Raw genomic sequence first — 16577 nt, 5'->3', positions numbered from 1 at the left:
CGTCAATGGCGACCACCGATTAATATCCCTGCTGCGGGAATACCTGATTTAAAACAGGTTCGCCGCGCGCGGCGCGTTGGATATTATCGGCGACCTGCGGTGCGGCGCTGGCGGGAATGGCGACCGACGCCAGATGCGGCGTAATCACCACATTATCCATCGCCCACAATGCATCTTCCGGCGGCAACGGTTCGCGGTCGAATACATCCAGGGTGGCTTGACCAATATCCCCACGCTGCAATGCCTGTGTTAACGCCACCTGATCGACAATCGCCCCACGCGACACATTGATAAACGCGCTGCCGTGCGGTAAGCGGGCCAGACGTTCAGCACTCAGCAATCCCTGGGTTTGCGGCGTGAGTGGCAGCATCACCACCAAAATATCGCTGCTGGAGAGGAAATCATCCAGCGCGTCTATTCCGCTGCTACAGGTAATGCCGTCGATGGTTTTCTGCGATCGCGACCAGCCACGCACATCCAAGCCCTGACGCGCCAACTCCTGCGCGGCGTGCGCGCCCAGTTCACCCAATCCCAGCACGCCAACGCGTACGGTTTCCGGCGAACGTGGATGCAGGTAATGCCAGCGCCGTTCACGTTGTGCCCGCTCAAACGCCGGAATGTCGCGCACATAACGCAGCACGGCAAACAGCACGAATCCGGCCATCATGCGCGCCATATGCGGGTCAGACAAACGAACAATCGGGATATCCGGCAAATCATCGCGTCCGACCAGCGAGTCAACGCCCGCCCCCAGATTCACCAACAATTTCAGGTTGCGGTATGCAGCGAAAAAGCCGTGCGGCGGTTTCCACACCAACGCGAAATGTACTTCGTCGACGTTTTGCACCTCTTCCGCGCGACAGATATTCACGCCTGGCAGATGCGGCGCGAGCAACACTGACCACTGTTCAAAGCTGTCGAACTCGCTGTAAAACACCAGGGTACTCATGCCGCATTCGCCTTGATCAACTCGACTACCGCATCAATCGCCAGTTCGTAACCGATCACGCCCAAACCGGCGATCACGCCGGTGGCGGCTTTCGATACCATTGAGTGATGGCGGAACGGCTCGCGCTTCCAGATGTTGCTCATGTGCGCTTCGATGATCGGGCCATCAAACATCAGCAACGCATCGAGAATCGGCACCGAACTGTAGGTTAAACCGGCGGCGTTGATGATCAATCCGGCGGCCTGCTGACGCGCTTCCTGAATCCAATCAACCAACACGCCTTCGTGATTGCTTTGAAGAAATTGCAGCGTGACGTTGTGCGAGGCCGCCCGGCGCTGGCAGCGTTCACCGATGCTGGCAAAGCTTTCTGAGCCGTAGGTGCCGCTTTTGTCCATGCCATACAGGTTGGCGTTCGGGCCGTTGAGGAAATAGATTTGCTGATTCATGTGAGTTCCTGAGTCGCTATGCGGTGGTCACCATAAATGGCGACCCTACAAATGTTCTGGGCGATTTTCTGGTCACCATAAATGGCGACCGAATTACGATTAACGGCAATCAATGCGGGCGCGTACTGGCCATTGCTGGATGGGCATCGAACACGGCAAACCAGGCAGCGGTTTGCGGATGATCTGCACGCCAGTTAAGGACTTCGAAGCGGAAATCGAGATAACCCAGCGCGCACCCAATGGCGATCAAACCCAGGTCATTCGGCTGCGAGCTAAAACTGGCGACCTGACGTTCAATTTCCCGCAACGCGGCGCTGACTTTCGTCAGTTGTCCATCGGCCCAACCTTGCCACTGTTTTTCCACCGGCCGCGCGCTAAATTCGTAGCGCGCCAGCAAGGCGGCATCGATCAATCCATCGCCCAACGCCTGGCGCGACAAACTCAACCAGCGCGCGTCGCCGTGCGATGGCAACAAATCGCCCTGCGCGCGAGCAATCAGGTATTCGCAAATCACGCGACTGTCATACAGGCATAACCCTTCTTCGGTGCGCAGCGCCGGCACTTTGGCTAACGGATTAACGATGGCAATGCGCTCATCACGTTCAATCGGATGCGCCGCCGAATCTAACAGCGCGATCTCATTCGTCAGCCCAAGACAATGTGCGGTGACCATCACTTTGCGCACATAGGCGGACGTAGTGGCGTAAAACAGTTGCATCATGCCAGCGCTCCCGGCTGATCCACGCTGAGCAGAACTTTGCCAATGTTGGCATTGGCTTCGAGGATGCGATGCGCATCCGCCGCCTGCGCCAGCGGCAAAACTTGATGCAGCGTGGGGACGATTTTTCCTGCAGCGATGAGCGGCAGCAGATGCTTGCGGATGCACTCAGCCAGGCGCGCCTTTTCAGCAGCGCTTTTGGGACGCAGCGTGGAAGAGGTCAAACTCAACCCTTTACGCATCACCAACTGCAGATCGAGTTCGATCTTCGCGCCCTGCATAAATGACAAACTCACATGACGTCCGCCCAGCGCTAACACGCTTAGATTACGCGCCACGTAATCACCGCCGACGTTATCCAGCACCACATCCACGCCTCGACCTGCGGTTTCCGCTGCAATCACCGCGACAAAATCCTCTCTATGACGATCAATGGCGCGCCAGACGCCAAGCTGTTGCAATGCCGCAATCTTGTCGCCACCGCCTGCGGTGACAATCACCCGCGCACCACAGGCTTGTGCGCATTGGATGGCAAAAGTGCCAACGCCGCTAGCGGCACCGTGAATCAGCACGGTTTCGCCGGGTGCTAAGCGCCCCAGCTCAAACAGGTTGTGCCACACGGTAAACGCCGCTTCGGGCACGCCTGCGGCATGCGCCAACGGCAGATTACCGGGCAGCGGCAAACACAACTCAGCGCGCGCCACGCAATACTCGGCATAACCGCCACCGTTGAGCAGCGCCATCACCGCATCACCGATGGCGAAGCCAATAACGTCTGCACCCAACGCCACCACTTCACCTGCCACTTCCAGACCTAACACATCTGAGCAGCCCGGCGGGATGGGCATGCCGTTGCGCTGCATAATATCCGGACGATTAACGCCCGCGCTGGCGACGCGAATCAGCACTTCACCCGCAGCGGGCTGCGGCACGGCTCGTTCAACAACCGTTAAAACCTCTGCGCCGCCCGGTTGGCTGGCGATTACCGCTTTCATCATTTCAGGCAACATCAGATCTTATCCCTGCTTAGCGGTGGTAAAAGCGCACACGCCTTCATCATCAAAGGTGATGCCCACCACGCTACCAACCGGCCAGCGCGTCAGCGAATCGAGACCAGACTGGCGCGCAAACAGCGATGCGCTGCCGAGCGCCGGCACATCAAGATGTACATCCACGTGATCGCCCTGAAACACATGGGTGATCACCGTGGCGCTCAGGAAGGAGTGCGAAGACAGCGGCCCCAACTGAATGTTTTCCGGGCGAACATACACTTCCAGACGCTCACCAACGCTCGCCTGCACACGTTCTGCTGGCAGACGCAGCGCGTTGCCACCCAGCTCAAGCACCGCCGCGTGATCGCGCCCGGCATAGCGTCCCGGAAGAATATTGACGTCGCCGACAAAGCCCGCCACAAACGGATCGCGCGGCTGGCGATAGATCTCATCCGGCGTACCGATTTGGCGCACGTGTCCCGCTGACATCACCACCACGCGATCGCTCATGCTCAGCGCTTCACCTTGATCGTGGGTGACAAACACCGTGGTGACGCCCAATTTGCGCTGGATCGCTTTCAGTTCGACCTGCATCGATAAACGCAGATTTTTATCCAGCGCCGAAAACGGTTCATCCAGCAGCAACACTTTAGGCCGGATCACCAGCGCACGCGCCAGCGCCACACGCTGCTGTTGTCCACCGGAGAGTTCACGTGGTTTGCGATGGCCGTAACCCGCCAATTTGACCAAGGCTAATGCTTGCTCAACGCGCTCGGCGATTTCGGCCTTTGACACGCCGCGCATACGCAGGCCGTAACCGACGTTTTTCTCTACCGTCATGTGCGGGAACAGCGCGTAGTTTTGGAATACGATGCCGATTTCACGCTGGTAAGGTGGAATCTCGGTCACCAGATCGCCATCGATAAAAATCTCGCCGCCATCAGCCTCGGCAAAACCGGCCATCAGGTTTAGCAGCGTGGTTTTGCCGCAGCCCGACGGGCCGAGTAGCGTAATAAATTCCCCTTCTTCAATGGTCAGGGAAATTTTATGCAGCGCGATAGCGTCGCCAAATTTTTTCAGCACGCCATCTAACTGCACGGCGACGTTACTGGCTTTCACTGCCAGATGCGGCATGTCGGGCTGCGGGAATCGGGTAACTTCTGCACTGACCATGGACTCTCCAAAACTGTTTTGCGTGACAATGTCACAGAAATTATTAACTCATCCATGCGGCTAAGCGCTGCAACATGGCGTCACAGGCTTCCAACTGCGCGATGCTGATGAATTCGTCGGGTTTGTGACCTTGCGCCATGCTGCCTGGCCCACAAATTACGCTGGGAATACCGGCCTGATGGAACAATCCGCCTTCGGTGCCAAATGCCACGGTGCTGAAGTCGCTGGATTGAGTTAAATAGGCGATCAGTCGCGCGGCCTCACTTTTGGCATCGGTCAATAATCCTGGATAGCCGCTAATCGGATAAAAACGGATCGCGCTGTCCGCTGCGATGGCCTGCATGCGCGGCAACAGTTCTGCTTGGGCGAACGCATCCAGCTCAGCGGCGATGGCTTGCGCATCATCCTGCGGCAAGGTACGCACTTCAAAATCAAAGGCGCATTCGGCGGGCACAATGTTCAATGCGCGGCCGCCGCTGATGATGCCAGTTTGTACGGTGGTAAACGGCGGATCAAAACGAGCATCCGGATGTTGTGCCATCCGCTCGCCAATCGCCGTTAACTGCTGAATCAATCTCGCGGCATATTCGATGGCATTAACGCCCTGCGGCGCATAGGCCGAATGGCAAGCCGCACCCTTCACTTCACAGCGCATGCCCAATTTGCCCTTATGACCCAGCACCGGTTGCAATTCGGTAGGTTCACCAATCAGGCAGATAGCCGGTTTTTCCGGGCGCTGCGCCAGCGCATCCAGCAAGGTGCGCACGCCAAGGCAGCCGACTTCTTCGTCGTAGGAGATCGCCAGATGCAGCGGCTGTGTCAGCGGTTGCGCCAGAAAATGGGGCACGGCCGCCAGCATGCAGGCGATGTAGCCTTTCATATCGGCGGTGCCGCGCCCGTATAACTTGCCGTCACATTCGGTGAGAGCAAACGGCGGCACGCTCCAGTTTTGTCCATCCACCGGCACCACATCGCTATGGCCGGAGAGCATCACACCGCCATCGCCAGCGGGCCCAAGACGGGCATACAAATTGGCCTTACTGCGTTCCGCGTTGTGGATTAGCTCACTGCTCACACCCAAATCACTCAGGTAGCGCCAGACGAAATCGATCAATGCCAGGTTGGATTCACGGCTGGTGGTGTCAAACGCCACTAGCTTTTCAAGCAGTTGTCGGCTGGTAAACATGGAAACTCCTACTCGTCGCCCGGCACGCCGTAACGAGGTGCCTGCGTTGGATCGATGGCGCGCGTCACGTAATCGTTCATTTGTGGCTGATAGGCCAGCCACAGCTGCTCGAGTTCGCCAATCGGATCGCCGTCCGTCCAGTCAACGCGCAGATCGACAATCGGCCACACCTGATCATCAACGATCGACAATGCCGAGGAGTGCACCGGCCCCGCTTCGCCGCCAGCTTGCATGCCCGCTTGCATCGCCGCGATTAAGCGCTCGGCTAAATGCCCGGAATGCTGATCGAAGGCGCTTACCATCGCCGGAATCACCTCAGGGCTAGCCAGCAGATTGCCCGCCGCAACACAGTGATGACCGGTTTGCGCGTTATTAATGCCGAGGGTTTTATCGCCGCTAAAGCAGGCCGTTTGGCCATTAGCGGCTAGCACCGTCACCTGGCGATAATCGGCATACTCGTCGCTGGCCAAACCGGCTTTGAGCGCGGCTTCTGCGCTGTCGCCTTGTTGCAGGCGATCAAGAATGCGCGGACCTAACGCCGGTAAAGTGATGTTTTGGGTTGATACTGCACCCACCGCTGAGCGTAGCCATGGGCAACGTGCGCCCACCGCAATGCTGGATGAGCTAATGGCAATGCCGATTTGTCCGGTTTGATCGCAGCGTCCCACAATGGATAACGTCATCGTCTCCTGCCTCTTATTCCGCTTGCCAGTCGTCTGGAATAACCGCGATCACATCGATTTCCATCAACCATTGCGGCTGACCTAAACCGGAAATCACCAAACCGGTGGAGATGGGAAACACGCCTTTCAGCCATTTGCCGACCACCTGATACACCGGCTCGCGATAACGTGGGTCAATGATGTAAGTGGTGGTTTTGACGATGTGCGACAAGTCGCTGCCCGCCTCTTCCAGTAGCTGTTTAACGTTCTTCATCGCCTGCTCGGCTTGCGCGGCGGGATCGCCTAAACCCACCAAATTACCCGCAAAGTCGGTGCCAATCTGCCCACGGACATACACGGTGTTGCCCGCGCGCACCGCCTGACAGAGATCGTTATCCAGCGCCTGATTGGGGTAGGTTTCTTTGGTGTTGAATTTACGGATGCGAGTATGTGTGGTCATGCTTGCCTGCTATGCGAAAAGGATTTGCGCAAGGTATACCTTCCCACGCGTGGCAGCGAAAACAGCATTAACCGAGGTGTTGCTTTAAAAAATCCGAAGGAGCTCACGGTGATGATTTTTTAGCATTAAATTGTGACCATCATCACCCGTCGCCTAACCGGCGTTTACCGGACGCGCGTTCTGAGGTATACCACCCTCCTTCTTCACCTAACTCTCAGATAAGGATAAAAAATGTTTACAAAGCAGTATGAGGTTGATGAAAAACATATCGATTTTCAGGGCGTGGTCGATGGCCTCTATTATCCGTTTTATATGGAGTGGACGCGCCATGCTTACATGCGTGAAGCCTTGGGTATCGATATGGAAGAAGAGTTTAAGCAGGGCAAAATTTACATGGTGCTGGAGTACTCCCTGCGCTTTCGTAAGAGCCTGGTGAAAGGTGACAAGGTTGAAGTGACCTGTGTGCTGGCGAAGAATGAGAAACGCAATCGCGTCAATTTTGTGCAACAGATTCTGGTCAATGGCGTGGTGTATGCCGATGCGACTTTTGTTGCCACCTGCCTGCAGAATGGACGCCCTTCCATGCCTGATGCGGTGATGAATGCGTTAGCGGGTGCGTGATGCGGTTTTGGTAAGGGTCGCCATGAATGGCGACCCTACGTACATTTAGGCATAGAGCTCGGCTTTACCCACTGAAGAGAACAACCGCATCTTGTGCGCGACCACCTCTTTAGCGGCGGCAATCGGTTTCAGGAACAATTCACTCGGCTCATGCCCACCGCGTTTAATCTCATCTTCCAGCATGACAAAAAAGGCTTTCTTCATATCGCTGGATATATTGATTTTACTGACACCATGTTGAATGGCTTCGGCAACTTCGCTGTCTTTATTACCGGAACCGCCATGCAGTACCAGCGGAATATCCACGCGTGCGGCAATTTCTTTCAAACGAGGAATATCCAGCTTCGGTTGTTTGCCAGCTGGATAAAGCCCGTGCGATGTGCCAATAGCAACGGCTAAGGTATCGACGCCGGTCTCTTTGACAAATCGTTCCGCCTGATCGGGATCGGTAAAGAGGATTTCGCTGTGCCCGCCTTCCGCACTGCCTTCAGCAACGCCAATGGTGCCCAATTCCGCTTCCACTGACACATCTGCAGCGTGGGCGATTTCTGTCATTTTACGCGTCAGCGCAATATTCTCTTCAAACGGCAGTAATGACGCATCAATCATCACTGAGGTGTAGCCGGTTTGAATGGCTTTAATATTGTGCTCCAGCGATTGACCGTGATCCTGATGAATCACCACCGGCACGCTGGCTTTAGCGCCTAACTCACGCAGATAAACAATAAAAGCATCACCAACGAAATCATGTTCTACCGGGTGTACTTCCAGAATAACCGGTGATTTAAGTTCTTCCGCCACTTCAATTACCAGACGAGCAAACTCAGCGGAGGCGATATTAAAAGCACCGACACCAAACTTATTATTCTTAGCCACGCTCAAAAGATTCTTCATGTTGATTAACATCATTCACTCCTTCGGTAAGGGTTTCATTTACGTCTTTCTTAATAAATCGCAGGATCACCGCAGTGAATAGCGCACCCGCTGAGATGGCAAACATATAGGCCAATACATGCGTAATCACATTGGGTATAAACAGGACGAACACGCCGCCGTGCGGTGCGCGAGAAGCGCAACCTAACGCCATGGAGAGCGCACCCGCCAAACCTGAACCGGCACAAATTGCGGGAATAACGCGTAGCGGATCGGAAACCGCATAGGGAATTGCGCCTTCAGTGATAAATGACAGCCCTAAGACATAGGTGACTTTGCCGGTTTCACGCTCTTGTGCCGTGAATTTGCGACCAAACAGCGTGGTAGCCAGCGCAATACCTAATGGCGGAACCATGCCTGCCGCCATACAAGCGGCGATAGGTTCATAAATGCCGGTGGACATTAATCCGATGGCAAACATGCACACGGTTTTATTTAACGGGCCGCCCATATCAAATGCGACCATTACGCCAATCATCAACCCCATAATGGCGGCATTCATATTGCCCATGCTTTGCAGGAAAGAGGTCAGCGCTTCAAGCAACATTCTGATTGGCTGACCGATAACTAAAATCATTAATGCGCCGGTTAATAACACCGTCAGCAGTGGCACAATCAGAATCGGTTTTAAACCCGCAATCGCCTTGGGCAGATGGATATATTTCACCACCAGTAATGTGATATATCCGGCGAGGAAGCCAGCAAATAACGCCCCAAGAAAACCCGCACCGGTGTGCACCGCGAGCATGCCGCCGACCGCGCCAGACACAATACCCAGGTTGCCGCTGATTGATTTACTGATGCCGAGCGACAGAATCGGTAACATCAGCGCAAAGGCCGCACCGCCACCGATATCAGACAGCATTTTCGCAATCGGACTGAAATTCGCATCGCCCGGCGTTGCTGCAGTAATACCAAAGGAAAAGCTGAGGGCAATTAATATGCCTCCGGCTATCACAAATGGAATCATCAGATTCACGCCGGTAATGAGATGAATATAGAGCTGCGACAAGGTGGATTTTCCGCTCTGCGTCTCGCTATCATCGCTGTTTAGCGCTTCGCTATTGCTGTTCATCTCCGGCTTTAGCGCGCCACTCATGATATTGCTTAATAATCCGCTGGCATCTTTCGCAGCGCGCGCCACCGGCACTTTAAAGATGCGCTTTCCTTTAAATCGGCGTAGGTCGATGACTTTATCGGCAGCGATCAATACCGCATCCGCCTGGCTAATATCATCCTGAGTGAAGTGATATTCACTCTCCACCGCGCCGTGGGTTTCAACTACAATGTCGATGCCCATCTTCGCTGCACTTTTTTTCAGATTGGCTTCTGCAATGTAAGTGTGGGCGACGCCTGTCGGACAGGCGGTAATAGCGATCAGTTTCATTATAAACTCCAGGTAAAAAGTTTATACTCCGGTATTATTGACGATTAACCGATACAACTCTTCGTTAGTTTTCGCATTAATTAATCGCTCAACAATTTCATCATCACCCAATGCCACAGACACACGGGCTAATACTTTAATATGACCAATGCCGCTATCGGCATTGCGTACCGCAAATAAAATCACCAACTTTACCGCTACGTCCTCTTCGGTTTCCCAGTCAACCGGCGTGCGTAAATTAGCTACCGCCATACGGGTTTCATTCACTGCCACCGATTTACCATGTGGTATCGCCACCTGATTATCAAAACCGGTTGGCCCCAGCGCTTCTCGCGCAATCACATCCTCAATAAATAAGGCTTTATCGTTAATAATATTCTCGGCATAGAGTAGCGAAGATAATGCCTCTATCACCTCAAATTTATTACTCGCCACTAAATCAGTAACCACGCATGAGCGGGTTAAAATATCTGACACTATGACTTTATCCAGCATGATGTTTCTCCTTCATATTTTCATCAGAAAAAAGTCTTTCTGAAACTCTCGCAATATCTTTCTTAGAGAAAATTGCTGAGACATAGGCAACCGGTAACTCAACATCCTCTAACTTGATGGTTGAGATAATTAAATCGCACGCTTTCATTTCCAGTGTGTTTGAGAGCTGACTGCCGGGAACGATGGCAATAATTTCCCATTCTGGAAACGCACGATTGATACGACTGGATAGCAGCTGCGATGTTCCTACGCCACTGGAACAAACGATAATGATCTTCTTAGCGGCACGGAATTTATCCAGCGCAGTTTGTAGATAAATCGTCAGATAAGCCACTTCATCATCAGAGATATCCGCATAGCCATATTTTTGATTAATACGCTCAGCCGCCTTTTTCACTGCATTAAAGGCGCTACTCAGCTCACTTTTAATTTCATCCAGCAATGGATTATGAATAGCGATGCCATAGGCAAGTCGGTTGAGCATTGGCTTAATATGCTGAGCTAAATCGTGACGCAGTTTCTTATCCAGGCTAAGGTCGAGGCCTAAATCTTCTGATGATTCACGAATCAGCCCATCGGCGTAGCGATCGGCTTCGCTGTTGAGTGGTAACGGAATGCTATCGCCTGGCGTCAGCGTATGGCGGCCCGATGAAATCAGATATTGATATATATAACTCACTTCAATCGCCGGTAAGGTAATTCGGTACTCATCCTGCAACCAGCTAACGGCTTTCTCGGCAATCGTCCACTCTTTGCCCTCATGTCGCGTATAGGTTTGTACGTCCGATTGCGCCGTAAGACCCGCCGCGCGTCGAATCGTCACCAGTAGATGTGAAAAGAGATTGGTGTAATAAGGCTCACTGATTGCACAGGTTAATTCATCTTCAATTAAACCAATGAGCGAGATGCAATTATCCACGTTCACCTTGCCAAATTGATCGACTAATTTGGTTCTGGAGAAACGGTCAATTCGGCTATCCGCCGTTTGATACTGACTCAATACGCTTACGGTGATGATTTCTTTTAGCGCCATGCGAATATCGAGATCGTTACCCTGGATATACGTGCCTGTTTGGTCGCGAATCAACGTTAAACCGAATGTAGCCAGCCAGGTCTCGACCTTTTTTAAATCTTCCACAATTGAAGATCGGCTGACAAAAAATTTCTCAGACAGCGCGCTGAGCGATAATGGCGCGGGTGATTGCGTCAATAAATCAGTGGTAATACCCACTAAACGTTTAGTACTCAATATTTCATGGTGCTGTTCAGAGACAGCAGATGTGCCGCGCAAGAAAACCGATCCGCCATCAAAGCGCAAACCCAATCCCGGCTTGCTGATGATGCGACGTTGATTGTCAGAACAAAATTCATTGATAACTTCAATATCTCTTCGCAGCGTACTGACAGAAATGTCGAGAGATTCGGCAACCCGATTCGCCGGAACCCAATCATTCTCTGCGATCAGAAAATCAATAATTCCGTTTTGTCGTTGGTTCAGTGCTGTCATTCTTGACGCCCTTGGTTGTTTTTCACCGTTACCCACTATGGATACGTTTATACGAGAGATAAGCAACGAGGAAAATACTAAATGATGGGCAGAAGATGGACATATCGTTGAACACTTAAATTCAACTGATACAGAAACATGGATTTAAACTCTACAGGAGGTTAATTCGTTATTATTATAGGTAGAGTTATTTTGACGCAGCTATCAATTTTCAACATGAGCGCGATTAAAAGAGCCAGAGAATGTGAAAAGTGTGATGGGCATCATCATGCTAATCGCCAATGGCGACTATTTTCGGCTGCCAATTTATTCTGGGTTTAATGAGTTTAATGCTTTGCAAAAGAAATAATAGACAACGCCTTGCAAGCTACCTTGCAAGGCGTTGTCTGAAGATAAAATCACTGCATCATAGTTGGCAAAAACAGCGTGAGCTTGCGTTGTTCTGCCTGCGATGCAAATGCTTGTATCGCTTCACGGAGATCGGGTGCCAGCGTAATGCCATCAGCCACCTCAATATAGACGGTACTTTCATTGGGGATACTGTCTAATAAGCGGCAGAGTTCAGGTTTGCTGATGAAGGTAATGTTCTGGTGAATACGCAGCAAATGAATGCTGCCGTGCTGTGTGAGCGTTAAAGTATTTTTCTCGGCTTTCATGACGCTAATTAATAGCTGGCACAATACGCCAAGACCAATACCTTGCAGCAGGCCTATTCCGACAATTCCAGTCACCGTAACCATAAAGGGAATGAACAGCGTCTTACCTTGCCGCCATTCTCTGATGAACAATGACGGAGACGCGAGTTTAAAACCGGTGAAAATTAGAATGGCGGAAAGGCTGGCAAAGGGAATCGTATTCAATATCGGGCCCAGTAACAGCGCGCTCAATGCCAGGAGCAGACCGTGAAAGATCGCCGAAAAACGCGTGCGAGCGCCGGCATACACATTCGCAGAACTACGCACAATAACCGCCGTTAGCGGCAGACCTCCCAATAAGCCGCTCACCATATTACCTGCGCCCTGCGCAACCAGTTCACGATCGGAGTGCGGTGCGCGCTTGAGGGGATCAATACGTGACGTCGCCTCAAGGCTAAGTAAGGTTTCCAGACTTGCCAGCAGAGCAAGACTGAAAGCAATCTGATAGAGCGAAGGCTGTGATAATGCCGACCAATCGGGCGCTGAGAGTGGCCATGCTTCATCCCATGACCAGTCAGGCAGCTGCACCCGCTGCGATAATGGTAACTGCCAACCTTCTGAAGTGGATAATAAAAATTGCGCCACTATTCCCCACAATACAACGACCAGTGGTGCTGGCAGCGCAGACCATCGGCTTTGCTTAAATCGTGGCATCTCCATCAGGACAAGCAACACCAAACTCACCGCCATAATCAGCACCGATCCGCCGGTGATGTCATGGAAAAAGTGCAGCGAAATCTCACTGCCTGCTGGTCTGTCTGGTACATAACCAAACGCGACAGGTATCTGCTGAACGATAAGTAAAATGCCAATGCCCGCCAGCAAACCACGAATCACGGTTCCGGGGATTAAGCCAGCCAACCGGCCTAAACGAAATAGCCCCGCCGCAATCTGCAGTGCTCCCGCCAGAATCAGCGCAACTAACATGGCTGATATGCTGCCGAGTGTTGCAATGCTCGTCACCACTAGCGCTATCATTCCTGCTGCTGGCCCACTGACGGAGAGCGGAGAAGGACTGATGGCTGTAATCAATAAACCGCCAATAATTCCACTGAGCAGCCCTGCCAAAGGTGGCATGCCACTTGCCTGAGCCACACCCAAACATAATGGTAACGCAACCAAAAACACCACCACGCCAGCAAATACATCCTGTTTCACCGTCGCTAAATGAGAAAAAAGCGGCGTCTTCATAGCGTGACCTCACCGTTCTCGTCCGACAAAACGTCCAGAATCCCTGTTTTCAAATCATAAATGCAGCCAAATATCTCCAGCGAACGCTGCCGTTTTGCCGATTGAAACAGCGAAGTTTGCTGCAAATGGACAATCTGCTGATGCACGTTAGCTTCTACAAAGAATCGTTTGAGGTGATCTTTGGATAACTGCCTCCACTCCGGATGCTGTTTGATCTGCTGGCGCAAGGCCTGGCTGAGAGGGAACATCTGTCGGGTGAGTGGCGTATCTTTTTTTTCTTCGCCCGGTACCACTGCCATCAATCCGGCAAAATCAACACCGCCGCAGTGGGTATGGCCGCAAATGATCACGGTATCGACGCGTAACGTATTCAGAGCATATTCAATGCCGCTCATAATGCTGTCGTCCTCTGCCAGCACCTGATTCGCGACATTACGCATCACAAATAATTCACCCGGCGATGCCTGAACCAGGGTATCTACCGGCACCCGGCTATCAGCACAGCCAATCCACAGGCAACGTGGCGCTTGCCCCGCCTCATGACGGGAAAAGTATTCGGCGTCGTGACGACTGACGCGCGCCGCGTGGATGCGGTTACGCGCCAGCAGGAGTTCTAATGTGGCGTTAGGCATTAGCTATTCTCCTTTAGGATCATTTGTGGCAGCGTTTTCTCAGTGCGTAATAATCTGAGCGCATTAAACGTTACCACCACCGTGGCACCCGAATCGGCCAGAATAGCCACCCAAAGCCCGGTAACACCGAGCATGCTGGTCAGGAGAAAAATGATTTTTAAGCCAATTGAGAGCGTCACATTCTGACCAATGATGGTTCGGGTGCGGCGGGCTAAATGCAGAAGCTCAGGTAATCCAGCAAGGCGATCATGCGTTAGCGCGACGTCGGCGGTTTCGAGGGCGACGTCGGTTCCGCCACTCATCGCAATGCCAATATCTGCCGCCCGCAATGCAGGCGCATCGTTGATACCGTCACCAACCATGGCCGTTGGCGCTACGATTTGTTGCAGATAGACCGCTTCCACTTTGTGCCTGGGTAACAAACCTGCCTGATATTTCATCCCAAGTTGTCCGGCGATAGCCGCAGCCGCTCGTGGGTTATCACCTGTCAGCATCAGGCTCTCAACATTCATAGCGGTTAAAGCCTGAATGGTTTTTTTGGCATCGACACGCAACGTATCCTGCAGTGCAATAATGCCCAGCGGCACATTCTCTAATGCGACCACCACCACCGTTAATCTGGCGTCCTGCAAACGTTCAATTTCACCCTGCAAGATGCTATCAGGTGCGAATGGCGGCGCAAACGGAGGTGCCATGACGTTGACGTCCCGACCATCAATATCGCCTTTTACCCCCTGACCAGATAACGCCTGGCGATTGCCAGCAATCGGATAATCATTAAAGCGCTTTCTGGCTTGACGGATAATGGCTTGCGCCAGCGGATGGGTTGATCCTTCCTCTACACCCGCGGCGAGGCTTAACACCCGACCTTCATCGTCGGGTTTATCAGTGATAATGCAAACCACTGTTGGACGCCCTTCTGTCAACGTGCCTGTTTTGTCCATGGCGATAACTTTTATCTCGGCCAACTTCTCTAATGCGGCTCCCCCTTTAATCAGAATCCCGCGACGAGCTGCCGCTGCCAAACCGGAGGTAATCGCGGCAGGCACTGAGATCACCAGCGCACAGGGACAGCCGATTAACATCACCGCCAATCCCCGGTAGAGCCACATATCCCAGGGTTGGTCGTAGAAAAAGGGAGGAATAATCATCACCATCATGGAAAGCAGAGCAATGATCGGCGTGTAGGTGCGGCTGAACACATCAATGAATCGTTCTGTCGGTGATTTATGCGCATCGGCTTCATCAATCAATTTCAGAATGCGATCAATGGCGTTACAGCCTTGTTCAGAGGTGACGATGAACCGACAAACACGATCAACGATCACGCTACCGGCATAAATCTGTTGTCCTTTTGCGTATTCCACCGGAAGAGATTCTCCCGTCAATGCACTCTCATCGAATGCGGCCATGCTGTCCTGCAAAATGGCATCAGCCGGTAACCTACCGCCGGGCGCAATTTCAATTTCATCACCTGGCTTCAATTGACTAACGGGTACCGCCCTCAAGATTCCATCATCCAAAAGCATGACGGTTTCCGGCATTATGGCCATCAGAGAAGAAACCCCCGCTCGAGCTCGCTGCGTAGCGTAATGCTCAAGACTTTCACCGATATGAAACAGCCAAAGCACCACCGCCGCTTCGTATACGGCATTGATCATCAATGCCCCCAGCGATGCGAAACTCATTAAGGTTTCCATGCTGAAAATATTGCCTTCAAGAGATTTCCTCCATGCTTTGCGGGCAACTGGCCACAGCGCAAAGAGTACAAAAAATATAAAGAGCAGTTGTGAAAATCTGATTGAGAGAATCTGCATCGACCAGGCAATCAGCAGCAAAATTGAAAATCCAGCAATAGGTTTAAATAAATTATTTAAACCAGATCTAAATATTATGTTCTTTTTCACCTTCAGCTCCAAATTAGCGACACATGTCGAGAGGGAAGATAAACAACAGATCATTCCAATCGCTCAATGTGAATTACAAATAATTACATGAAGGTTTTATTACAACAAACATAACGACATGAATTAAATAAATAAAGACCCCATCACTAAACGAAGTATAAATTGTTTTACGCGATAAAATAAATGCAATTACTAAATTCATGTAAATAACGACGTTTGCATGTTGCCCGACCGGGTATATTTAATGCAAAACTAAAAGCGGAAGCCTGAATACCAGGCGTAAATGGAGAGTGTAATATGAAAAAAATGATGCTTGCTGTCGCGATGTTTGCTACCACATTGATTTTACCTGTAATTTCTCAAGCGCAGGATAATTTTCCGGTTGAAATTTCTTACAAGGAAACAAAGGGGGGAAACTGGGAGCATATTGGTGACATCTCCTTTACCAACCAAAGAAGAACATCTGAAGAAGTGCTTGAGTCAATCAGAATTGAAGCGCAAAAACGTGGCGCCGTTGGGTATTATGTGACTCGTCTGCAAATGATGAACAATGGTTTCTGGAGTGCGAATGCAGCCATTTATTCGCCGAGAAATAATATGGCGAAAAATAATTAGGGATGATG

Annotated in this window: 17 protein-coding genes; 2 read left to right on the top strand and 15 right to left on the bottom strand. The window is 51.8% G+C overall.

Features of this window, described 5'->3' with window-relative positions; genetic code table 11:
* Positions 1–19: 19 nt before the first annotated feature.
* The 8 genes from FHW71_RS21590 to FHW71_RS21555 form a co-directional block, all read right to left on the bottom strand.
* Positions 20–949 carry a glyoxylate/hydroxypyruvate reductase A gene (locus FHW71_RS21590; RefSeq protein ID WP_179453013.1) on the bottom strand — a complete coding sequence of 310 codons (930 nt, stop codon included), beginning with the start codon at positions 947–949 and terminating at the stop codon, positions 20–22.
* Entirely contained in the window at positions 946–1395 is a 450-nt protein-coding gene (locus tag FHW71_RS21585; RefSeq protein ID WP_179453012.1) for a type II 3-dehydroquinate dehydratase, read from the bottom strand. Before FHW71_RS21585 ends, FHW71_RS21590 begins: the two co-directional genes overlap by 4 nt.
* 109 nt (positions 1396–1504) lie before the next feature.
* Positions 1505–2116 (bottom strand): glutathione S-transferase N-terminal domain-containing protein, encoded by a 612-nt coding sequence (locus FHW71_RS21580; protein WP_179453011.1) that lies wholly within the window; start codon positions 2114–2116, stop codon positions 1505–1507.
* Positions 2113–3123: an NAD(P)H-quinone oxidoreductase gene (locus tag FHW71_RS21575; protein ID WP_179453010.1), complete on the bottom strand. Its 1011-nt coding sequence runs from the start codon at positions 3121–3123 to the stop codon at positions 2113–2115. The genes FHW71_RS21580 and FHW71_RS21575 overlap by 4 nt, the downstream gene beginning before the upstream one ends.
* Before the next feature lie 6 nt (positions 3124–3129).
* Entirely contained in the window at positions 3130–4278 is a 1149-nt protein-coding gene (locus FHW71_RS21570) for an ABC transporter ATP-binding protein (protein ID WP_179453009.1), read from the bottom strand.
* 43 nt (positions 4279–4321) lie between these two features.
* Entirely contained in the window at positions 4322–5464 is a 1143-nt protein-coding gene (gene argE / locus FHW71_RS21565) for an acetylornithine deacetylase (RefSeq protein ID WP_179453008.1), read from the bottom strand.
* An 8-nt stretch (positions 5465–5472) separates the two neighbouring features.
* Entirely contained in the window at positions 5473–6147 is a 675-nt protein-coding gene (locus FHW71_RS21560; protein WP_179453007.1) for a DUF1028 domain-containing protein, read from the bottom strand.
* Between the two features lie 13 nt (positions 6148–6160).
* Positions 6161–6586 (bottom strand): RidA family protein, encoded by a 426-nt coding sequence (locus tag FHW71_RS21555; RefSeq protein WP_008106850.1) that lies wholly within the window; start codon positions 6584–6586, stop codon positions 6161–6163.
* Between the two features lie 231 nt (positions 6587–6817).
* Here FHW71_RS21555 and FHW71_RS21550 point away from each other — a divergent pair, with 231 nt between their 5' ends.
* Positions 6818–7207 (top strand): thioesterase family protein, encoded by a 390-nt coding sequence (locus tag FHW71_RS21550; protein ID WP_179453006.1) that lies wholly within the window; start codon positions 6818–6820, stop codon positions 7205–7207.
* Positions 7208–7252: 45 nt separating this feature from the next.
* On the opposite strand, the gene FHW71_RS21545 is transcribed toward FHW71_RS21550, so the two are convergent.
* The 7 genes from FHW71_RS21545 to FHW71_RS21515 all read right to left on the bottom strand — a co-directional run bounded on the left by FHW71_RS21545 (position 7253) and on the right by FHW71_RS21515 (position 15954).
* Positions 7253–8113, bottom strand: a complete 861-nt coding sequence (locus tag FHW71_RS21545; RefSeq protein WP_061719233.1) for a ketose-bisphosphate aldolase — start codon at positions 8111–8113, stop codon at positions 7253–7255.
* Positions 8076–9527: a fructose-specific PTS transporter subunit EIIC gene (locus FHW71_RS21540; RefSeq protein WP_179453005.1), complete on the bottom strand. Its 1452-nt coding sequence runs from the start codon at positions 9525–9527 to the stop codon at positions 8076–8078. The genes FHW71_RS21545 and FHW71_RS21540 overlap by 38 nt, the downstream gene beginning before the upstream one ends.
* A 21-nt stretch (positions 9528–9548) precedes the next feature.
* Entirely contained in the window at positions 9549–10022 is a 474-nt protein-coding gene (locus tag FHW71_RS21535) for a PTS sugar transporter subunit IIA (RefSeq protein ID WP_061719231.1), read from the bottom strand.
* Positions 10012–11529: a transcription antiterminator gene (locus tag FHW71_RS21530; protein WP_179453004.1), complete on the bottom strand. Its 1518-nt coding sequence runs from the start codon at positions 11527–11529 to the stop codon at positions 10012–10014. The genes FHW71_RS21535 and FHW71_RS21530 overlap by 11 nt, the downstream gene beginning before the upstream one ends.
* Positions 11530–11927: 398 nt before the next feature.
* Entirely contained in the window at positions 11928–13415 is a 1488-nt protein-coding gene (locus tag FHW71_RS21525) for a SulP family inorganic anion transporter (RefSeq protein WP_154157037.1), read from the bottom strand.
* Positions 13412–14047 carry a carbonic anhydrase gene (locus FHW71_RS21520; protein ID WP_179453003.1) on the bottom strand — a complete coding sequence of 212 codons (636 nt, stop codon included), beginning with the start codon at positions 14045–14047 and terminating at the stop codon, positions 13412–13414. Before FHW71_RS21520 ends, FHW71_RS21525 begins: the two co-directional genes overlap by 4 nt.
* A complete protein-coding gene (locus tag FHW71_RS21515) occupies positions 14047–15954 on the bottom strand; it encodes a heavy metal translocating P-type ATPase (protein ID WP_353621006.1) in 1908 nt (635 codons plus the stop codon). Before FHW71_RS21515 ends, FHW71_RS21520 begins: the two co-directional genes overlap by 1 nt.
* Positions 15955–16251: 297 nt before the next feature.
* Between FHW71_RS21515 and FHW71_RS21510 the strand changes: the two genes are divergently transcribed.
* A complete protein-coding gene (locus FHW71_RS21510) occupies positions 16252–16569 on the top strand; it encodes a DUF1471 domain-containing protein (protein ID WP_008106864.1) in 318 nt (105 codons plus the stop codon).
* Positions 16570–16577 lie beyond the last annotated feature (8 nt).

Source organism: Enterobacter sp. Sphag1F (assembly GCF_014193275.1).
Taxonomy (GTDB): domain Bacteria; phylum Pseudomonadota; class Gammaproteobacteria; order Enterobacterales; family Enterobacteriaceae; genus Pantoea; species Pantoea symbiotica.
This window is presented reverse-complemented; position numbering and strand designations above follow the sequence as displayed.

Coding starts and splice junctions, on each gene's coding strand:
- FHW71_RS21590 (WP_179453013.1), bottom strand. CDS start 949: ATGAGTACCCTGGTGTTTTACAGCGAGTTCGACAGCTTTGAACAGTGG.
- FHW71_RS21585 (WP_179453012.1), bottom strand. CDS start 1,395: ATGAATCAGCAAATCTATTTCCTCAACGGCCCGAACGCCAACCTGTAT.
- FHW71_RS21580 (WP_179453011.1), bottom strand. CDS start 2,116: ATGATGCAACTGTTTTACGCCACTACGTCCGCCTATGTGCGCAAAGTG.
- FHW71_RS21575 (WP_179453010.1), bottom strand. CDS start 3,123: ATGTTGCCTGAAATGATGAAAGCGGTAATCGCCAGCCAACCGGGCGGC.
- FHW71_RS21570 (WP_179453009.1), bottom strand. CDS start 4,278: ATGGTCAGTGCAGAAGTTACCCGATTCCCGCAGCCCGACATGCCGCAT.
- argE (WP_179453008.1), bottom strand. CDS start 5,464: ATGTTTACCAGCCGACAACTGCTTGAAAAGCTAGTGGCGTTTGACACC.
- FHW71_RS21560 (WP_179453007.1), bottom strand. CDS start 6,147: ATGACGTTATCCATTGTGGGACGCTGCGATCAAACCGGACAAATCGGC.
- FHW71_RS21555 (WP_008106850.1), bottom strand. CDS start 6,586: ATGACCACACATACTCGCATCCGTAAATTCAACACCAAAGAAACCTAC.
- FHW71_RS21550 (WP_179453006.1), top strand. CDS start 6,818: ATGTTTACAAAGCAGTATGAGGTTGATGAAAAACATATCGATTTTCAG.
- FHW71_RS21545 (WP_061719233.1), bottom strand. CDS start 8,113: ATGTTAATCAACATGAAGAATCTTTTGAGCGTGGCTAAGAATAATAAG.
- FHW71_RS21540 (WP_179453005.1), bottom strand. CDS start 9,527: ATGAAACTGATCGCTATTACCGCCTGTCCGACAGGCGTCGCCCACACT.
- FHW71_RS21535 (WP_061719231.1), bottom strand. CDS start 10,022: ATGCTGGATAAAGTCATAGTGTCAGATATTTTAACCCGCTCATGCGTG.
- FHW71_RS21530 (WP_179453004.1), bottom strand. CDS start 11,529: ATGACAGCACTGAACCAACGACAAAACGGAATTATTGATTTTCTGATC.
- FHW71_RS21525 (WP_154157037.1), bottom strand. CDS start 13,415: ATGAAGACGCCGCTTTTTTCTCATTTAGCGACGGTGAAACAGGATGTA.
- FHW71_RS21520 (WP_179453003.1), bottom strand. CDS start 14,047: ATGCCTAACGCCACATTAGAACTCCTGCTGGCGCGTAACCGCATCCAC.
- FHW71_RS21510 (WP_008106864.1), top strand. CDS start 16,252: ATGAAAAAAATGATGCTTGCTGTCGCGATGTTTGCTACCACATTGATT.